Genomic DNA, 17,554 nt, shown 5'->3' with positions numbered 1-17,554 from the left:
CTTTATAAGTGAAGACGCCGGATTAGACCAGCTTCTCCAGCTCAGGGATGGCTTCGAACAAGTCCGCTACCAGGCCATAGTCAGCCACCTGGAAGATCGGCGCTTCTTCGTCCTTGTTGATCGCGACGATCACCTTGGAGTCTTTCATGCCGGCCAGATGCTGGATCGCGCCGGAGATACCGACGGCGATGTACAGCTGTGGCGCAACGATCTTGCCGGTCTGGCCGACCTGCATGTCGTTAGGTACAAAACCTGCGTCGACCGCGGCGCGGGAAGCACCGACGGCGGCGCCCAGCTTGTCGGCCAGGGCGTACAGGTGCTTGAAGTTGTCACCGTTCTGCATGCCACGCCCGCCGGAAACGACGATCTTGGCAGCGGTCAGTTCCGGACGATCGGACTTGGCCAGTTCTTCGTTGACGAAGCTGGAGATACCGGCGTCGTGAGCAGCAGCCACCGCTTCAACAGCAGCGGAGCCACCTTCGGCAGCAACCGGGTCGAAACCGGTAGCACGTACGGTGATGACCTTGACCGCAGCATTGGACTGCACGGTAGCAATGGCGTTACCGGCATAGATCGGGCGCTTGAAGGTGTCGGCACTTTCCACCGAGATGATCTCGGAGATCTGGTCGACGTCCAGCGCAGCGGCAACGCGCGGCAGGATGTTTTTGCCGTTGGACGTGGCGGCAGCCAGGATGTGGCTGTAGCCCTTGCCCAGCTCGGCCACCAGCGGTGCAACGTTTTCCGGCAACTGGTGCGCATAGACAGCGTTGTCGGCCGACAACACTTTTGCCACACCCGCGATTTTCGCAGCGGCTTCAGCCACGGCGCCAACGCCTTGACCGGCCACCAGAACGTGGACATCACCACCGATTTTCGCAGCGGCAGCAACGGTGTTCAGCGTGGCCGGAGCCAACGCCTTGTTATCGTGTTCGGCGATTACCAAGATAGTCATGTCAGATTACCTTCGCTTCGTTTTTCAGTTTCTCGACCAGTTCAGCCACCGACTTGACCTTGATACCCGCGCTGCGTGCAGCCGGCGCTTCGACTTTCAGGGTCTTGTTGGTGGAGGCGGTGGAAACGCCCAAAGCGTCCGGAGTCAGCACTTCAAGCGGCTTCTTCTTGGCTTTCATGATGTTTGGCAGGGACGCATAACGCGGCTCGTTCAAACGCAGGTCGGTGGTGACGATGGCCGGCAGTTTCAGGGAAACAGTCTGCGCGCCGCCGTCGATTTCGCGAGTCACGGCAACGCTGTCGCCGGACACTTCAACTTTGGACGCGAACGTGCCCTGACCGTAGCCGCTCAATGCCGCGAGCATCTGGCCGGTCTGGTTGTTGTCGCTGTCGATGGCCTGCTTGCCGAGGATCACCAGCTGTGGCTGTTCCTTGTCGACAACGGCCTTGAGCAGCTTGGCCACGGCCAGGGAAGTCAGGTCTTCGGCGGATTCGACGAGGATGGCGCGATCAGCACCCAGCGCCAGCGCGGTACGCAGTTGCTCCTGGGCAGTGGTCGGGCCGATGGAGACGACGACGATCTCAGTCGCCACGCCTTTTTCTTTCAGGCGTACGGCTTCTTCTACGGCGATTTCGCAGAAAGGGTTCATCGACATCTTGACGTTGGCGAGGTCGACGCCGGAGTTGTCCGCCTTGACGCGAACCTTGACGTTATAGTCGACCACTCGTTTGACAGCTACAAGAACCTTCATGGATTCCTCGTTACTCTCCGGTGAAAAGAAAGTCGCCTAGGCGAACCTGGCGGTTGATGCTCATGGGCGCAAGGGCACCTCTAAAAACGCCGGCATGAACCACACATGACCTTGCTCACGGGAGTGAAGACCGTTCGTCAGTGATGACCGACGAGTCATTCATTATCGCGGCGTGTAAACTGCGCGTCCGAACCACGCAATACGTCACTTTGTGCTGCCTTCGCCCTGTCTTTAGAGGTGCTCTTGGAACCAACAGTCAGCCTACGGCGAGCGCAAAACCGCCCGTATATTGACCGGAACGCCCATTCCGGTCAATACGGCAAAATGGTCAGTCATAAGCCGTACGTCAGTGATTTATCTGGCCTGCGGCTATTTCAAACAAACGTTTGTATTGGACCCTGAGAGTGGTGTAGATATAATGCGCCGCTTAAGAGAGAACCGCGGGTCATTCATTGCCGCTTTCGTCGATTTCGCGAAGCAGATCGTGGATGCAACGCCAAACCTCCAATTAGAAAAAACTGTTGAGCCTTGAGTAGGAGATAGCCTGTGGAACGCGAATACATGGAATTCGACGTGGTCATCGTCGGTGCCGGCCCCGCTGGCCTGTCTGCCGCTTGCCGACTGAAACAGAAGGCCGCCGAAGCCGGTAAGGAAATCAGCGTCTGCGTGGTCGAAAAAGGCTCCGAAGTCGGTGCGCACATTCTCTCCGGTGCGGTATTCGAACCCCGCGCCCTGAACGAATTGTTCCCGGACTGGAAAGAACTCGGCGCACCGTTGAACACGCCCGTCGTGCGCGATGACATTTTTGTCCTGAGAAACGCCGAGACCGCGAGCAAAATCCCTGACTTCTTTGTGCCCAAGACCATGCACAACGAAGGCAACTATATTATTTCCCTGGGCAACCTGTGCCGCTGGCTGGCCCAGCAGGCCGAGAACCTGGGCGTGGAAATCTACCCGGGCTTCGCCGCCCAGGAAGCGCTGTTCGACGAGAACGGCGTCGTACGCGGGATCATTACCGGCGACCTCGGTGTCGACCGTGAAGGCAAGCCGAAAGAAGGCCTCTACACCCCTGGCATGGAACTGCGTGGCAAATACACGCTGTTCGCCGAAGGCTGCCGTGGTCATATCGGCAAGCAACTGATCAAGCGCTTCAACCTGGACAGCGACGCCGACGCCCAGCACTACGGCATCGGCCTGAAGGAAATCTGGGAAATCGACCCGGCCAAGCATCAACCGGGCCTGGTGGTGCACACCGCCGGCTGGCCGCTGGACATCATGGGCACCGAAAATACCGGGGGCTCTTTCCTTTATCACCTGGAAAACAACCAGGTGGTCGTCGGCCTGATCGTCGATCTGTCCTACAGCAACACTTTCCTGTCGCCATTCGACGAGTTCCAGCGCCTCAAGCATCACCCGGTGCTCAAGCAGTACCTGGAAGGCGGCAAGCGCGTCAGCTACGGTGCGCGTGCCATCTGCAAGGGCGGCCTGAATTCGCTGCCGAAAATGGTCTTCAAGGGCGGCGCGCTGATCGGTTGCGACCTCGGCACCCTGAACTTCGCCAAGATCAAAGGCAGCCACACCGCCATGAAGTCCGGCATGCTCGCCGCCGAAGCGGTGGCCGATCGCCTGTTCGCCGAATCCGAAGGCGGCGATGAACTGACCGCCTACGTCGACAGTTTCAAGAACAGCTGGCTGTACGAAGAGCTGTTCGCCAGTCGTAACTTCGGCCCAGCGATTCACAAGTACGGCGCTATCATCGGCGGCGGCTTCAACTGGCTCGACCAGAACATCTTCGCCGGCAAGATGCCGTTCACCCTGCATGACACCAAACCGGACTACGCCTGCCTGAAACTGGCGGCTGACTGCAAGAAGATCGACTACCCGAAACCGGACGGCAAGATCAGCTTCGACAAACTCAGCTCGGTGTTCATCTCCGGTACCAACCATGAAGAAGAACAGCCCTGCCACCTGAAGCTGACCGATCCGAGCATCCCGATCAGCAAGAACCTGCCGCTGTATGACGAACCGGCCCAACGCTATTGCCCGGCCGGGGTGTACGAAGTGGTGACCCAGGAAGACGGCGAGAAGCGCTTCCAGATCAACGCCCAGAACTGCGTTCACTGCAAGACCTGCGACATCAAGGACCCTGCACAGAACATCACCTGGGTTTCGCCGGAAGGCGCCGGCGGGCCGACTTACCCGAATATGTAAGCCGATTCGCTGAACATCAAGGCTCCCGACATGGGGGCCTTTTTGTTGCCTGCGATTCTGTCAACCACACCGAACCCATGTGGGAGCGAGCCTGCTCGCGATAGCGGCGCGTCAGTCGACATTCATCTTGAATGACAAGGCGCTATCGCGAGCAGGCTCGCTCCCACAAGGAATCCTGAGTGATCAAGCGACGCGCTCTTCCCCGGGACTGCGCTCGAAGTAACGCTTGTACTCCCGGCTGAACTGCGACGAACTCTGATACCCCACCTGGTGCGCAACCTGGGCCACGCCCATGCCCTCGATCAGCAGCAACCGCTGAGCCTTGAGCAGACGCAGTCGTTTGAGGTACTGCACCGGCGACAACAGCGTGCTGCGTTTGAAATGTTCATGGAAGGTCGAAGCACTCATGTTCGCGCAGCTGGCCAGCGTCTCGACGTTCAACGGCTCGGTGAAATGCGCGTGCAGATGGCTCAGGGCAGCGGCAATCCGGGCAAACTGGCCCTGCTGCTCCACCAGCGCGCGCAGCACGTCGGCCTGGGGCCCGCGCAAGGCAACAAACAGCAACTCCCGCAACCGCGCCTGACCCATGACCTGGCATTCCAACGGATCGTGCAGGCAGTGCAACAAGCGCTCGACACATCCACGCATGGCGTCATCGAGCACCGCACACGTCATCGACTCCGGGGTCTGCGGCGCAAGGCTGCGCCCCGGCACCAGTCCCATGGCCAGCACCAGCTCCCCCAGTATCGCCCGATCGATTGCCACGGAAACCCCCAGCAACGGAGCATTGGGCATGGCGTAGGTTTCGCATTCGAACGGCACCGGCAGCGCCTGGATCAAATAATGCCCCGCACCGTACTCCAGCGTGCGTGGCCCCAGGAACGCCAGTTTGCTGCCCTGGACAATGATCACCAGACTCGGCTCGTAGAGCTGTGGACCACGGGCAACGTCCTGGCTGGCCCTGAGCACCTGTACGCCCGGCAACTGCGTGGGCACGAATCCGTCGCGGGTCGCCAGGGGTTCAATCAGCGAGACCAAAGGGGCATTGGCATCAAGATGACGGGTCAACAACATGGGAAAAACTTCACGAAAAAAGGGATGAAAGCATCATCGCAGGTCTAATGTTTCGTAGGATCAAACCATAGTCAATGTCGGAGGAATAGGCACGACACGCGTAGGAATCGCCATCGCCGCGAAGCGACATGACTCCCACAATGGTCCACCTCACCGTTCACTGCTTAGCGAGGTCCATTATGTACACTGCTATCGGATATGCCGCCCAATCGGCCACCACTCCCCTCGCCCCAATGAAGTTCGAACGCCGCAGCCCGCGAGCCGACGATGTGGCGATCGACATTCTCTACTGTGGCGTATGCCATTCCGACATCCACCAGGCCCGCAATGAATGGGGCATTGCCGTTTATCCGTTGATGCCCGGCCATGAGATCGTCGGAAAAGTCACCGCCGTCGGTGCGAATGTCACCCGCTATAAGATTGGCGATCTGGTGGGCGTTGGCTGCATGGTCGACTCCTGCCGCGAGTGCGAAGCCTGTCGCGCGGACCTGGAACAATACTGCTACCAAGGCATGACGCAGACCTACGCCAGCCCGGACCGTATCAGCGGCGGCCACACCATGGGCGGGTACTCCAACAGCATCGTGGTCAGCGAACACTTTGTGCTGCGCATCCCGGAAACCCTCGACCCGGCCGGCGCCGCACCGATTCTCTGTGCCGGCATCACCACTTACTCGCCCCTCAAGCACTATGGCGTGAAAGCCGGTGACAAGGTCGGCGTGCTGGGCATGGGCGGCCTCGGCCACATGGGCATCAAGTTCGCCAAGGCCATGGGCGCGGAAGTGACGCTGTTCACCCGCTCGGCGAGCAAGGCTGAGGAAGCCCGACGCCAGGGCGCCGACCACGTGATCGTGTCTACCGACGCAGAACAGATGGCCGCTGCCGCCGGACATTTCAACTTCCTGCTGGACACCATTCCGGTGCAGCACGACCTCAATCCCTACCTCGACACCTTGCGTTTCGACGGCGTGCATATCCTGGTGGGTCTGGTCGAGCCGATCGATCCGCCGGTACACGCGGCCAAACTGATCATGGGCCGTCGGGTCCTGGCCGGCTCGCTGATCGGCGGTATCGCAGAAACCCAGGAAGTGCTGGATTTCTGCGCCGAACACAACATCAGCTGCGACATTGAAATGCTCGACATCCGCCAGATCAACGAGGCCTACAGCCGCATGATCGCAGGCGACGTGAAGTACCGCTTCGTCATCGACATGGCGACGCTCAAAGCCTGACGTTCGTCAGACCTTCGCGCCTAGTTCCGCCGACAGCCGGGCTGTGACCCCTTTGACCAGGGGAATCAGCTCGGCCATTTTTTCCAGCGGCATATACGGTACGGTGCTGGCGATGCTGATACCGGCGACGATGCGCTTGCCGGCGTCTCGGATCGGCGCCGCCACGCAACGAATCGACGGCTCGTTGTCTTCCAGATCGAAGGCATAACCACCCGCTACATACTCCACCATCCGCTGCTGGAACTGCTCCCAGGATTGCTCCTGATGCTGGGGCCAGAACTGATTCTTCCCTCCCGCCGGCAAGCTGATTTCATACAGCCTTTTCCATTGTTCCTGAGAATCATCGAGCATCAGCGCCTTACCGATCCCGGTACGCGCCAGCGGCATGCGATGGCCCACGCGCGAACGCATTTCCGGGCCATTGCGCCCTGGATTTTTCAGCAGGTACAACACCTCGTCGCCCTCGCGAATCGCCAGGTGAACAGTGTCACCGGTGAGCGCCGACAACTCGTCCAGGTACGGCCCCGCCAGGCTCACCAGCGGCAACTCTTCCCGGGCCTGAAAACCCAGCTCGATCAGCTTCGGCCCCAACAGATAACCCACTTGCGGCACCACCCGCAGGTAGCGCTCATCCACCAGGCAACTGGCCAAACGATGGGTGGTGCTGCGAGTGGTGCCGATCAACCGGGCGATTTCCTTCAGGTCACGGGCGCCGCTGGCGACCGCCTGGACCACACCCAGACCACGCAGCAGTGTCTGGGTGCCTGTGGGCGCCGCGTCCTTGGTGATTTTTGGATCGTCTTGCTGCATATCCGGCCTTCAACAGTGAGCGGGGAACGGGCGGCATTATGGTCGCCCGCCCCGTCGGACTACAACTCGATGCGCTCGACCTTCCCTACCAGCAGGATGTAGGACAGCGCGCCAATCAACGCCAGCACGGCGATATAGGTGATGGCTGGGGCAAACGAATCGCCGCTGGCGAGGAAACCGATGACGATGGGCGTGGCGATGGCCGCCAGGTTACCGATGAAATTGAACACCCCGCCCGTCAAGCCAAGCAACCGCGCGGGCGCCAGGGTCGAGACCAGCGACCAGGTGATCGACGCCAGGCCATTGCCGAAAAACGCCAGGGCCAGGAAAGCGATCACCAGCGGTGTCGACTCAACGAAGTTGGCGCCGATGATCGCCGTAGAGATCAGCAGCCCGCCGATGATCGGCAGTTTGCGGGCGAACCCCACCGTGGAACCGCGACGGATCAACCAGTCGGAGAAGAACCCGGAACACAACACACCGACAAACGCGGCGAGGAACGGCAATGACGCCAACAGGCCGGACTTGATGAAGTCCATGCCGCGATATTTCACCAGGTAGGTCGGGAACCAGGTCAGAAAAAACCACAGTGTGGAATTCAGGCAGAACTGGCCCAGGTAAATGCCCCACAGCTTGCGCTGGGTCAGGACGATACCCAGGTCCGCCCAACTGAACTTGGCCTTGGCCTTGGCTGTATCGGCCTGGATATCCACCAACCCGCCGCCTTCGCGGATCAGTTCGATCTCGGCGGCGTTGACCCCTTTGAAATCCCGCGGTTCGCGATACACCGCGTACCAGATCACCGCCCAGATGATGCCCACCGCGCCCGTGGCGACAAATACCATGTGCCAACCGAAGGCGTGTTGCAGCCACGCCAATACCGGCGTCAGGAAGGCCAGCCCGACGAACTGCCCCGAGGTGTAGAAACCAATGGCCGTGGCCCGTTCGCGCTCAGGAAACCAGGTGGTCACCACGCGGCTATTGATCGGGTAGGCCGGTGCCTCCAGGGCGCCAACCGCCATGCGCAGGACGAACAACGCGATGAAGCTGGCGGCAAAACCGAGCATCACCGTGGCCACCGACCACAGCAATAGTGCAACGCTATACAGAATACGCGGGGGCACCCGATCCACCAGCCAGCCGCCGGGGATCTGCATGGCGGCGTAGGTCCAGCCGAACGCCGAGAAAATCAGCCCGACGTGGATCGGATCGATGCCCAGCTCACTGGTCAGCGCGGGGGCGGCGATCGAAAGGTTGCTGCGGTCCAGGTAGTTGATCACCACGGTGATAAACAGCAGGACCATGATGAAAAAACGCTTGCGGCTGGGCGTCACCAACGACGCTTGCGCGCTCAGGGTGTGCGCTTGCATGTGAGGTGCCTCTTTTTATGTTTATTGAGGAATCGGGGACGTTGAGCGGATCTCCCAGCATGGGAGATCAAATGTGGGAGCGAGCCTGCTCGCGATGACGGTGTGTCAGTTGACTCATGTGCAGCGGACAAATCGCCATCGCGAGCAGGCTCGCTCCCACAAGGGGATCGGGTGAAATCAGAACCCACTCACCACTCAGCAAAACTGCCATCGGCATGGCGCCAGATCGGGTTGCGCCAGCGGTGGCCGATGGCGGCGCGTTCGATGACGTACTCCTCATTGATCTCGATGCCCAGGCCTGGACCGTTAGGGATTTTCACGAAACCCTTGTCATAGTCGAACACCCGCGGATCCTTGATGTAATCCAGCAGGTCGTTGCTCTCGTTGTAATGGATGCCCAGGCTCTGCTCCTGGATGAACGCGTTGTAGCAGACCGCATCCAGTTGCAGGCACGCCGCCAGGGCGATCGGGCCCAGCGGGCAGTGCAGTGCCAGCGCCACGTCGTAGGCCTCGGCCATGTTGGCGATCTTGCGGGTTTCGGTGATGCCACCGGCGTGGGACGCATCCGGCTGGATGATGTCCACGTAGCCTTCGCTGAGCACCCGTTTGAAATCCCAGCGCGAGAACAACCGCTCGCCCAGGGCAATCGGGGTGCTGGTCAGCGGCGCCAATTCCTTCAGGGCTTCGTAGTTCTCACTGAGCACCGGTTCTTCGATGAACATCAGCTTGTACGGATCGAGCTCCTTCATCAGCACCTTGGCCATCGGCTTGTGCACCCGACCGTGGAAGTCCACGCCAATGCCGACGTTCGGCCCGACTGCATCCCGTACCGCCGCGACATTGGCCAGGGCCAGGTCGACCTTTTCAAAGGTGTCGAGAAACTGCAGTTCTTCGGTGCCGTTCATCTTCACCGCCGTGAAACCCCGCGCCACGGCTTCTTTCGCCGCTCGGGCGGTGTCCGCCGGGCGGTCGCCGCCGATCCACGAATACACGCGGATCTTGTCGCGTACCTGCCCGCCAAGCAAATCGCTGACTGACACGCCCAGGGCCTTGCCCTTGATGTCCCACAACGCCTGGTCGATACCGGCCAGGGCGCTCATATGAATCGCCCCGCCGCGGTAGAAGCCGCCGCGATAGAGTACGGTCCAGATGTCTTCGATGTTGCGTGGGTCTTTGCCGATCAGGTAGTCGGACAATTCCTCAACGGCGGCCGCCACCGTGTGGGCGCGGCCTTCAACCACGGGTTCGCCCCAACCAGTGACGCCTTCGTCGGTTTCAACCTTGAGGAAGCACCAGCGCGGCGGAACGATAAACGTGGTCAGTTTGGTGATTTTCATCTTGTTGTCTCTCTTATCAGATGCAGCGCGCGGGGCGCTGGAAAAGTCTTCAGTTCAAGGCATTCCACGCGGCCACGTAGGCCTTGGCGCGCACCGCCACTTCGTCAGCCGTCAGGCCCGGCTTGAACAACCCGGAACCCAGGCCGAACCCCTTGACGCCGGCCTCGACGAACACCGCCATGTTGTCCGGGGTAATCCCGCCCACCGGCACCAACACGGTTCCGGCCGGCAATACCGCGAGCCAGGCCTTGACCACCGCGGGGCCCATTTGCTCGGCCGGAAACATCTTCAACACATGGGCACCTTCGGCCAGTGCGGCAAAGGCTTCGGTGGGCGTGGCAACACCGGGCGAGAGGTACAAGCCCGCGGCTTTCGCCGCCCGCAACACCTTAGGATCGCTATGGGGCATAACGATGACTTGACCGCCGGCGGCTTTCACTTGCTCGACCTGTTCCGGGGTCAGCACCGTACCGGCCCCGATCAGGCAATCGGCGGGTAAGGTACTGCGCAGGATGCGGATACTTTCGTACGGTTCGGGGGAATTGAGCGGTACTTCGATGACGCGAAATTCGGCGCCATAAAGGACTTCGCCGATAGCGGCGGCCTCTTCCGGACGCAGACCGCGCAAAATTGCGATCAGCCCGTTGTGCGCCAGTGCTTGTGTGAGCATGTCAGACCTCCAGTCGTTTAACGCGATGCGGTGGAATCGAGCAGCCCGGCCGCCACGGCCAGTTGCCACAAACCACGTTCGGTGGCCTGTTCGGCCAGGGACACCCGCGCAAAACCGCAGGCATCGAGGGCCCGTTGATAACGGACGCAGAGTTGAGAATTGCCGATCAACACCACCGTCGGCAGATGAATGGTGTCGCGCCGTCGGCGTTGCACGGTAGCCAGGGCCGTCAGCTCATGACCGATCAGGAGGCCGGAAAGGTAATCCGCCTGGGCGCTGCCACTGAGTTCGCCAGTCAAGCCCAGACTGCGGGCACTGAACACGGTGGACAACGGGCCGATCTGGCCGTCCACCGACAACGCCACCTGCACGCCGCGATCAAAAGCCAGGCTATCGAACGCCGTGCCACGTTGCTGGGTGCGGCCCAGAATGCTGTGGTCACTGAGCACGGCGAAGATCTCGCCGGTCATGAACGTATCGAAATGCACGATGCAACCGTTGGCCACTTCCACCCATTTCGAATGGCTGCCGGGCAAGCCGATCAGTACCGCTTCATCCGGCAGGCTGTGCAAGGCGCCAAGCACTTGGGTTTCTTCGCCGCGCATGACATTGGGTAACCGCGAACGCTGGATCACCCCCGGCACGATGTGCACATCGACACCGCGAAGACTACGAATGATTTGTAGGGAATGTCCGAGATTGGCGACGTTGGCGGGTGTGTCGCAGTAAGGCGCTTCGCGCCAGCCCTGGGCGCTGCCGACCATGCCGCAGGCGATCACGGGCAGGCCTGGCTGGGCGTCGAGCCAATCGCCGCACGCCTCGTCGAAGGCCAGTTCAAAACCGTCGATGCACACCTGACCGGCCACCGTTCGCGGCCCGGAGGGCAACTGCATGATCCCCGACGACAGCGAACGCTGTTCGAGCACCTCGCCCCCGGCGGCGAGTTTGTAAGCCCGTAATGAGGTGGTCCCCCAATCGAGCGCAATCAATTGCGCCTGCATCCGTTTCACCTGTTTTGTTTTTTGGCAGTGAGTGCACGGACTATAAACCTGGGCGCAACAAAATCTCAATATATAAATATCACTCCCATATATTGGGATTAAATACATCGACGACAAAGCCAATCGCCATTCGCCCAAGACCCTGCTACGTTTCTGATCGGACGCCAAACAACTCAGGGAAAAAGGGATGGGACAACAGTTGAAAATCCTCGGCCGCACTTCTTCGATCAACGTCAGAAAAGTGTTGTGGACCTGTCAGGAGCTGGAGATCGCCTACGAGCGCGAAGACTGGGGCATCGGCTTTGCCTCGACCCATGACCCCGAGTTTCTGGCGCTCAACCCCAACGCCCAAGTGCCGGTGATCATTGATGAAAACGGTGTGCTGTGGGAGTCCAACACCATTTGTCGCTACCTTGTGGGCAAGCATGGAGGCAACGATCTACTGCCCGTCGAACCGGCCGCGCGCGCCCGAATCGAACAGTGGATGGACTGGCAAGCGACCGAACTCAACCCGTCATGGGGCTATGCGTTTCATGCATTGGTGCGCAAGAACCCGGAGTTTCAGGACCCACAACGCATCGCCGCCGGGGTCAAAGGCTGGAACGAAAAGATGGGGTTGCTGGAGGATCAGTTGAGCCGCACTGGCGCCTACGTGGCCGGTGCGGATTTTTCCCTCGCGGATGTGCTCATCGGTCTGTCGGTGCATCGCTGGCGCCAGACGCCCATGGAACGCCCGGACTACCCGGCCGTGGCCGCATATTGCAAACGACTCGAACCACGACCGGGGTTTGCCGAGTGGGCATCCGACGCCCACTCATGAAGTGCTCAATTGCCGTTAGCGAAATCCCGTAGCACCTTGCCGTCCATCCGGTAGCGCACCCACTCTTCCTGGGGTTGCGCGCCGAGGGACTTGTAGAACTCGATCGCCGGCGTGTTCCAGTCCAGCACGCTCCACTCGAAGCGGCCGCAGTCGTTGTCGCAGGCAATTTTCGCCAGGTGACGCAGCAGCGTCTTCCCTGCCCCGCCGCCGCGCTGGTCAGGCGTGATGTACAGGTCTTCGAGGTACAGGCAGTTGCTGCCCAGCCACGTGGAATAACTGAAGAAAAACACCGCATAACCGATGGGCACGCCATCACGCAGACAGATCAGTCCATGGGCAGTGGAGCCCTCGCTGAACAGGCTGCGCTGAATGTCCGTCACGCTGGCGATGACTTCGTGGCGGGCCTTTTCGTAATCGGCAAGTTCAGTGATGAAGGCAAGGATTTGAGGCGCATCGCTGGGTTGCGCAGGACGAATCTGGATCGACATGAACGGGCCTTGTAGCCAATTGAAAGCGCCATACTAAGCCGCCACGCTGCGCTCGTCACACCTCGAAGACAAATTTTGAGTGACGGTCCCTACGGCACCATTCGTCGCCTGTCAGGCACCAACCCGGATTCAGGACAGCCCAAAATCAGGCAAGCATTCTAAAAAATGGAGGCGACACCATGATCTCATCAAGGCTGACTGCATTCACATTCGCCACGCTGCTGTCTTCGGCGGCTTTCGCAGCCACCACCGACGGCACCGGTCCGACCGATCCGGTACAGGCGCCCAATTCCCCCGCAACCGAAGGCATGCCCAAGCTGAACACCGATGGCACCGGTGGCGGCCTGAACAATGGTCAGCCTCCCGCCAACGGCACCGATCCGCGGGTGCAGGGCAACGATGCGGGTCGTCAGGGCGGCATGAATACGCCGGACTCCAATACCCCCGATAACGCCGAAACCGGCACGGGCTCGAAAACCACCACCGGCGGGTCGGGTTCCGAGGGCGGCGCCAGCCAGTAACCCCCCAGGGAGCGAGCGACGCGCTCCTGGCGGGTGGCTCTGCTCACACACTTGAGGAGAGATTCCCATGCCTCGTGGAAGCAAAGAAAAATACACAGCCGAGCAAAAGCGCAAAGCCGAACACATTGAAGCAAGTTATGAGAAAAAGGGGTTATCCGAGGACAAGGCCGAGGCTCGTGCTTGGGCGACGGTCAACAAGCAGTCTGGCGGTGGCGAACGCTCCGGTGGGTCGGGGAAGACAAAACCGGCAGCAGAAAAGAAAACCGACCGCAAGGAATCGGCCCGTCGCGCAGCCAAGACCCGCGAGGGTCAGCCGCGCACCAGCAAGGCCTCCCGCGCGACCCAGACTGTGGATAACCTGATGAAAGAGGCCCGGGCGAAGAACATTCCCGGACGTTCGAAGATGCGTAAGCAGGAATTGGTTGAAGCGCTGCGCAAGGTCGGTTGATCGCGGGCGTCAGGAATGACGCCATCGCGAGCGGGCTCGCTCCCACAGGGTTCTGCGCTGTGCCGGAGTTCGGAGCCTCCCACAGGGGGATCTGCGCCGTGCTCGGGTTCGGAATCCGGCACAGATCCTGTGGAAGCGAGCCTGCTCGCGATTGGGTCCAGCCCGGTCGGGGCAGATTTCAGCGTTGTTTCATTCGATCGATCACCACCGCCAGCAACAGGATCGAGCCACGGATGACGTACTGGTAGAAGGTGTCGATGTTCTTCAGGTTCATCGCGTTTTCAATAATCGCCAGAATCAGCACCCCGGCGATGACATGGCGAATCATGCCGATACCGCCGCTCAACGACACCCCGCCCAACACGCAAGCCGAGATCACGGTCAGTTCAAAGCCCTGGCCGATCATCGGTTGGCCCGAGGTCATGCGTGAGGCCAGGATCACACCCGCCAAGGCACCGATCACACCATGCACGGCGAAGATGATGATCTTGGTCCGATCAACGTTCACCCCTGCCAGCAACGCCGCCTCCTGGTTGCCACCAATGGCCATGGTGTTGCGCCCGTAGGTGGTGTAGTTCAACAACCAGCCGAAAAACAGAAAGCAGACAATGGTGATCAGGATCGGCACCGGCACGCCGAACATCTGGCCGTTACCGAACACGAAGAACGATTCCTGGGACACGCCCACCGCCTTGCCATTGGCAAAGATGTAGGCCAGGCCCCGGACGATCTGCATGGTCGCCAGCGTCGTGATCAACGCATTGACCCGTAGCTTGGCAATGACGATGCCATTGATCAGCCCGACGATCAGCCCCATCACCAGCGCCGCACTGACGCCGAGGAACACGCTGTTGGTGTCACGCATCACCACCGCCGCGACCACACCGGCACAGGCAATCACCGAGCCCACCGACAAGTCGAAGTGCCCGGAAGCCAGGCAATACAACATGGTGCAGGCCGCGATGCCCGTGGTGGAAATCGCCAGGCCCAGGCCTCGCATGTTCAGGGGTGACAGGAAGTTGTCGATCATCAGGGTGCAGAGCACAAAGATTGCGACAGCCGCCAGCAGCATGACCCAGTCGTCCAGGAAGCGCCGCAGATCCAGGGGTTTGCGTGCCGTTGGCAGTGCATTGTTTTGAATGGTCATGTTTACCTCTCAGTTCGCCGCGTCGGCAACGCGTTGGCGTGGCAGCGCCAGTTGCAGCAGGTTGGATTCGTTGGCCTGGTCACGCGGCAGCTCGCCGCGCATAACCCCTTCGCAGAGCACCAGGATTCGGTCGGATATGCCCATCACTTCCATCAGATCGCTGGACACCACAATCACCGCAATGCCATCGGCCGCCAGGTTGTGGATGATCTGATAAATCTCGGCCTTGGCGCCGATGTCGATACCGCGCGTGGGCTCGTCCAGCAACAGGACTTTCATCGGCATCGACAGCCAGCGACCGAGAATCGCTTTCTGCTGATTGCCGCCAGACAGGTACATGATTTTCTGACCCGCCGATGGCGTCTTCACTTTCAGCGCCTTGATCTGCTTGTCGGCGTTACCCCGTTCCCAGTCGCCCCGCAACAGGCACCCCAGGGTGGAATGGGCGCCGCGAGCGCTGATGTTGATGTTCTCGCCGACGCTGCCCAACGGGATGATGCCTTCCTTCTTGCGATCCTCCGGGCAGAGCAATACGCCCGCGGCAATGGCATCCCGGGGTGAACGCAGTTTCAACTGCTGGTCATGCAGAACCAGGCGCCCGTCAGTTTGGCGTTCCAGCCCACTGAGCAACCGCAGCAACTCGGTACGGCCGGCACCCACCAGCCCAAACAAGCCGAGGATTTCACCTTTATGCACCTGGAAACTCACCGGCTCACGCAGGCCCGGGCCGAGCAGCCCCTCGACCTGCAACGCCACATCACCGCGCTCGCGAGGGCGGTAATCGTAGATGTCCTGGATGTCGCGACCGACCATGCAGGTGACCAACTGATCGTGGGTCAGCTCGCTCATGTTCTCGAAGGTATGCACATAACGGCCGTCCTTGAACACCGTGACCGCGTTACAGATGCGGAACACCTCTTCCATGCGGTGGCTGACATACAGCACCACTTTGCCCTCGTCCCGCAGGCGGGTGATGATCGCCATCAGGCGGTCGATTTCCCGCGCCGAGAGGCTGCTGGTGGGTTCATCAAAGGCAATGACATGGGCGCCACGGGACAAGGCCTTGGCGATTTCCACCAGTTGGCGCTGGCCGAGGGATAGGCGACCGACTTTTTCCTGGGGGTCGATTTCGTCGGCCAGGCCTTTGAGCAACGCCAACGCCTGCTGGCGCAGTTGCCCACGATTGACCAGACCGAAACGGGCCGGCAAATGCCCAAGGAACAGATTTTCGGCAACGGTCATTTCCGGCACCAGGTGCAGCTCCTGGTGGATCACCGCCACGCCGCTGGCAATGCTGTCGGCGGTGCCTTTGAAAGCCATCGTCTGCTCGCCGATCTGCAGGTCGCCGCTGCTGGGGATGTAGGCACCGCCGAGGATCTTCAGCAACGTGGACTTGCCCGCGCCGTTCTCGCCCATCAAAGCATGGACCTGTCCCGGATGAGCAACGAAACTGATATTGGCCAGCGCCTGCACACCGGGAAAGGATTTACCAATCCCGTTGAACCGCAAGCTGCCGCCCATGTTGTGTTGCTGTGTCGCTGTTTGCGCTTGCATAACCACCTCGAACTCACAGAGATCAAGCGGCCCCGGCACTCGTCAGGCCAGGGCCGCTTTTGAATCAACCGACCATCAGTTCCACAGGCCGATCTTCTCCAGTTCTTGCTTGAAGTTCTCCCGAGTGATCAGCGTCACCTCGTCCATGGCGGTGTACTTCGGTGGCTCTTTGCCGGTGGTGATCCACTCGTACATCATCTCGGCGGTCTTGTAGCCTTCGATGTGCGGGCTTGGCAGCATCGAACCGAAGAAACCGCTGTTGGGTTTTTTCAGTTCGCCGATGGCGTCGGTGCCGTTGATGCCGATCCCGATCACATTGGCCGCGTTGAACCCGGCGCTTTCGGTGGCGCGCACGCCGCCCAGCACTGTGTTGTCGTTCATGCCGCCGATGATCAGGTTTTTCGCCCCGCTGGGCAGTTTCACCAGGGCCGAGTTGGTGGCGTCCATGCTGCCCGGCACGTCGAGGGTTTTCAGCGCGGTATAAAGGATGTGATCGTCTGGAAAGCCGGCCTTCTTCAGGGCGTCGACCGAACCGTCGGTACGTTTCTTGCCCGTATCCAGCTCGTTGTAGGTGTTGATCACGGCATAGGTGTCTTTCCAGTCCCAACCGCGCTTTTTCGCCTCAGCGGCCATCGCGTCGCCTTGCTTCTGGCCCACTTCGAACGCGGCCATGCCCAGGTACGGCACGTCTTCCATGAACTTGCCATCGGAGCCGACGAAGCGGTCATCCACGGCAATCACTTTCATGTCATTGAGTTTGGCCTTGGCCACGATGGCCGGGCCGAGAGCCACGTCCGGTGGGCAGATCACGAAGCCCTTGGCGCCGTTAGCGGCGAGGCTGTCGATGGCCGAGAGGGTCTTCTCGCCGTCGGGCACGGCGATCTTGATCACCGTGAAGCCCCGGTCCTTACCGGCCTTTTCGGCGAACGCCCATTCGGTCTGGAACCAGGGTTCTTCGGCCTGCTTGACCAGAAAACCGATCTTCACTTCTTCGGCCGCCAGCAAGGTGCTGCTGAGGCTGACGGCAGTAACCGCCAGGGCGGCACGGCACAGGGAACGGATCCCACGACGATGATTCATAGCTGTCTCCTTGTTTTTTTTATTGAAAGCCAAAACGTCCAGGGCCCTGCTCCAACATCAGTGGAAATGCGCAGGCTGGGCGGTCAAA

17 protein-coding genes are annotated in these 17,554 nt (G+C 60.4%); 5 read left to right on the top strand and 12 right to left on the bottom strand.

The features are described 5' to 3' along the window. Positions 1–22: 22 nt before the first annotated feature. Complete coding sequence (locus BW979_RS11735) at positions 23–952, bottom strand: electron transfer flavoprotein subunit alpha/FixB family protein (protein WP_076383843.1); 930 nt, start codon at positions 950–952, stop codon at positions 23–25. Between the two features lies 1 nt (position 953). After that, positions 954–1,703, bottom strand: a complete 750-nt coding sequence (locus BW979_RS11730; RefSeq protein WP_007908338.1) for an electron transfer flavoprotein subunit beta/FixA family protein — start codon at positions 1,701–1,703, stop codon at positions 954–956. A 546-nt stretch (positions 1,704–2,249) separates the two neighbouring features. Between BW979_RS11730 and BW979_RS11725 the strand changes: the two genes are divergently transcribed. Next, on the top strand, positions 2,250–3,914 hold the full coding sequence (locus BW979_RS11725) for an electron transfer flavoprotein-ubiquinone oxidoreductase (protein ID WP_076383842.1): 1,665 nt from the start codon (positions 2,250–2,252) through the stop codon (positions 3,912–3,914). Positions 3,915–4,097: 183 nt separating this feature from the next. Here BW979_RS11725 and BW979_RS11720 read toward each other — a convergent pair whose 3' ends face one another. Further along, complete coding sequence (locus tag BW979_RS11720) at positions 4,098–4,988, bottom strand: AraC family transcriptional regulator (protein WP_047228224.1); 891 nt, start codon at positions 4,986–4,988, stop codon at positions 4,098–4,100. A gap of 179 nt (positions 4,989–5,167) precedes the next feature. Here BW979_RS11720 and BW979_RS11715 point away from each other — a divergent pair, with 179 nt between their 5' ends. Then, positions 5,168–6,220, top strand: a complete 1,053-nt coding sequence (locus tag BW979_RS11715; protein ID WP_076383841.1) for an NAD(P)-dependent alcohol dehydrogenase — start codon at positions 5,168–5,170, stop codon at positions 6,218–6,220. Between the two features lie 6 nt (positions 6,221–6,226). On the opposite strand, the gene BW979_RS11710 is transcribed toward BW979_RS11715, so the two are convergent. The 5 genes from BW979_RS11710 to BW979_RS11690 all read right to left on the bottom strand — a co-directional run bounded on the left by BW979_RS11710 (position 6,227) and on the right by BW979_RS11690 (position 11,408). Beyond that, on the bottom strand, positions 6,227–7,030 hold the full coding sequence (locus BW979_RS11710; RefSeq protein ID WP_013693986.1) for an IclR family transcriptional regulator: 804 nt from the start codon (positions 7,028–7,030) through the stop codon (positions 6,227–6,229). Positions 7,031–7,089: 59 nt separating this feature from the next. Then, the gene (locus tag BW979_RS11705) at positions 7,090–8,400 is read right to left on the bottom strand and encodes an MFS transporter (RefSeq protein WP_047228222.1); all 1,311 of its coding nucleotides are present in this window, start codon (positions 8,398–8,400) and stop codon (positions 7,090–7,092) included. A gap of 188 nt (positions 8,401–8,588) precedes the next feature. After that, positions 8,589–9,737, bottom strand: a complete 1,149-nt coding sequence (gene dgoD / locus BW979_RS11700) for a galactonate dehydratase (RefSeq protein ID WP_047228221.1) — start codon at positions 9,735–9,737, stop codon at positions 8,589–8,591. A 49-nt stretch (positions 9,738–9,786) separates the two neighbouring features. Further along, entirely contained in the window at positions 9,787–10,407 is a 621-nt protein-coding gene (locus tag BW979_RS11695) for a 2-dehydro-3-deoxy-6-phosphogalactonate aldolase (RefSeq protein WP_076383840.1), read from the bottom strand. Between the two features lie 17 nt (positions 10,408–10,424). Next, positions 10,425–11,408 carry a 2-dehydro-3-deoxygalactonokinase gene (locus BW979_RS11690; RefSeq protein WP_076383839.1) on the bottom strand — a complete coding sequence of 328 codons (984 nt, stop codon included), beginning with the start codon at positions 11,406–11,408 and terminating at the stop codon, positions 10,425–10,427. Positions 11,409–11,595: 187 nt separating this feature from the next. On the opposite strand from BW979_RS11690, the gene BW979_RS11685 reads away from it, so the two are divergent. Beyond that, the gene (locus tag BW979_RS11685; RefSeq protein WP_076383838.1) at positions 11,596–12,228 is read left to right on the top strand and encodes a glutathione S-transferase family protein; all 633 of its coding nucleotides are present in this window, start codon (positions 11,596–11,598) and stop codon (positions 12,226–12,228) included. 5 nt (positions 12,229–12,233) lie between these two features. Here the strand turns inward: BW979_RS11685 and BW979_RS11680 are convergent, their stop codons facing one another. After that, positions 12,234–12,716, bottom strand: coding sequence for a GNAT family N-acetyltransferase (locus BW979_RS11680; protein WP_047228217.1), 483 nt, complete (start codon positions 12,714–12,716; stop codon positions 12,234–12,236). 179 nt (positions 12,717–12,895) lie between these two features. On the opposite strand from BW979_RS11680, the gene BW979_RS11675 reads away from it, so the two are divergent. Together BW979_RS11675 and BW979_RS11670 are read left to right on the top strand one after the other, a co-directional pair. Beyond that, positions 12,896–13,237, top strand: coding sequence for a hypothetical protein (locus BW979_RS11675; RefSeq protein WP_047228216.1), 342 nt, complete (start codon positions 12,896–12,898; stop codon positions 13,235–13,237). A gap of 67 nt (positions 13,238–13,304) precedes the next feature. Then, positions 13,305–13,685, top strand: a complete 381-nt coding sequence (locus tag BW979_RS11670; RefSeq protein WP_076383837.1) for a Rho termination factor N-terminal domain-containing protein — start codon at positions 13,305–13,307, stop codon at positions 13,683–13,685. Between the two features lie 178 nt (positions 13,686–13,863). Here BW979_RS11670 and araH read toward each other — a convergent pair whose 3' ends face one another. From araH to BW979_RS11655, 3 genes are all read right to left on the bottom strand, one after another. After that, positions 13,864–14,832 (bottom strand): L-arabinose ABC transporter permease AraH, encoded by a 969-nt coding sequence (gene araH / locus BW979_RS11665; protein ID WP_076383836.1) that lies wholly within the window; start codon positions 14,830–14,832, stop codon positions 13,864–13,866. A 9-nt stretch (positions 14,833–14,841) separates the two neighbouring features. Next, positions 14,842–16,386 (bottom strand): L-arabinose ABC transporter ATP-binding protein AraG, encoded by a 1,545-nt coding sequence (gene araG / locus BW979_RS11660; protein ID WP_047228213.1) that lies wholly within the window; start codon positions 16,384–16,386, stop codon positions 14,842–14,844. Positions 16,387–16,461: 75 nt separating this feature from the next. Beyond that, positions 16,462–17,466, bottom strand: coding sequence for a substrate-binding domain-containing protein (locus tag BW979_RS11655; protein ID WP_047228212.1), 1,005 nt, complete (start codon positions 17,464–17,466; stop codon positions 16,462–16,464). Positions 17,467–17,554: the final 88 nt, after the last annotated feature.

This window comes from Pseudomonas sp. A214 (assembly GCF_900156295.1).
GTDB classification, from domain to species: Bacteria; Pseudomonadota; Gammaproteobacteria; order Pseudomonadales; family Pseudomonadaceae; genus Aquipseudomonas; species Aquipseudomonas rhizophila.
This window is presented reverse-complemented; position numbering and strand designations above follow the sequence as displayed.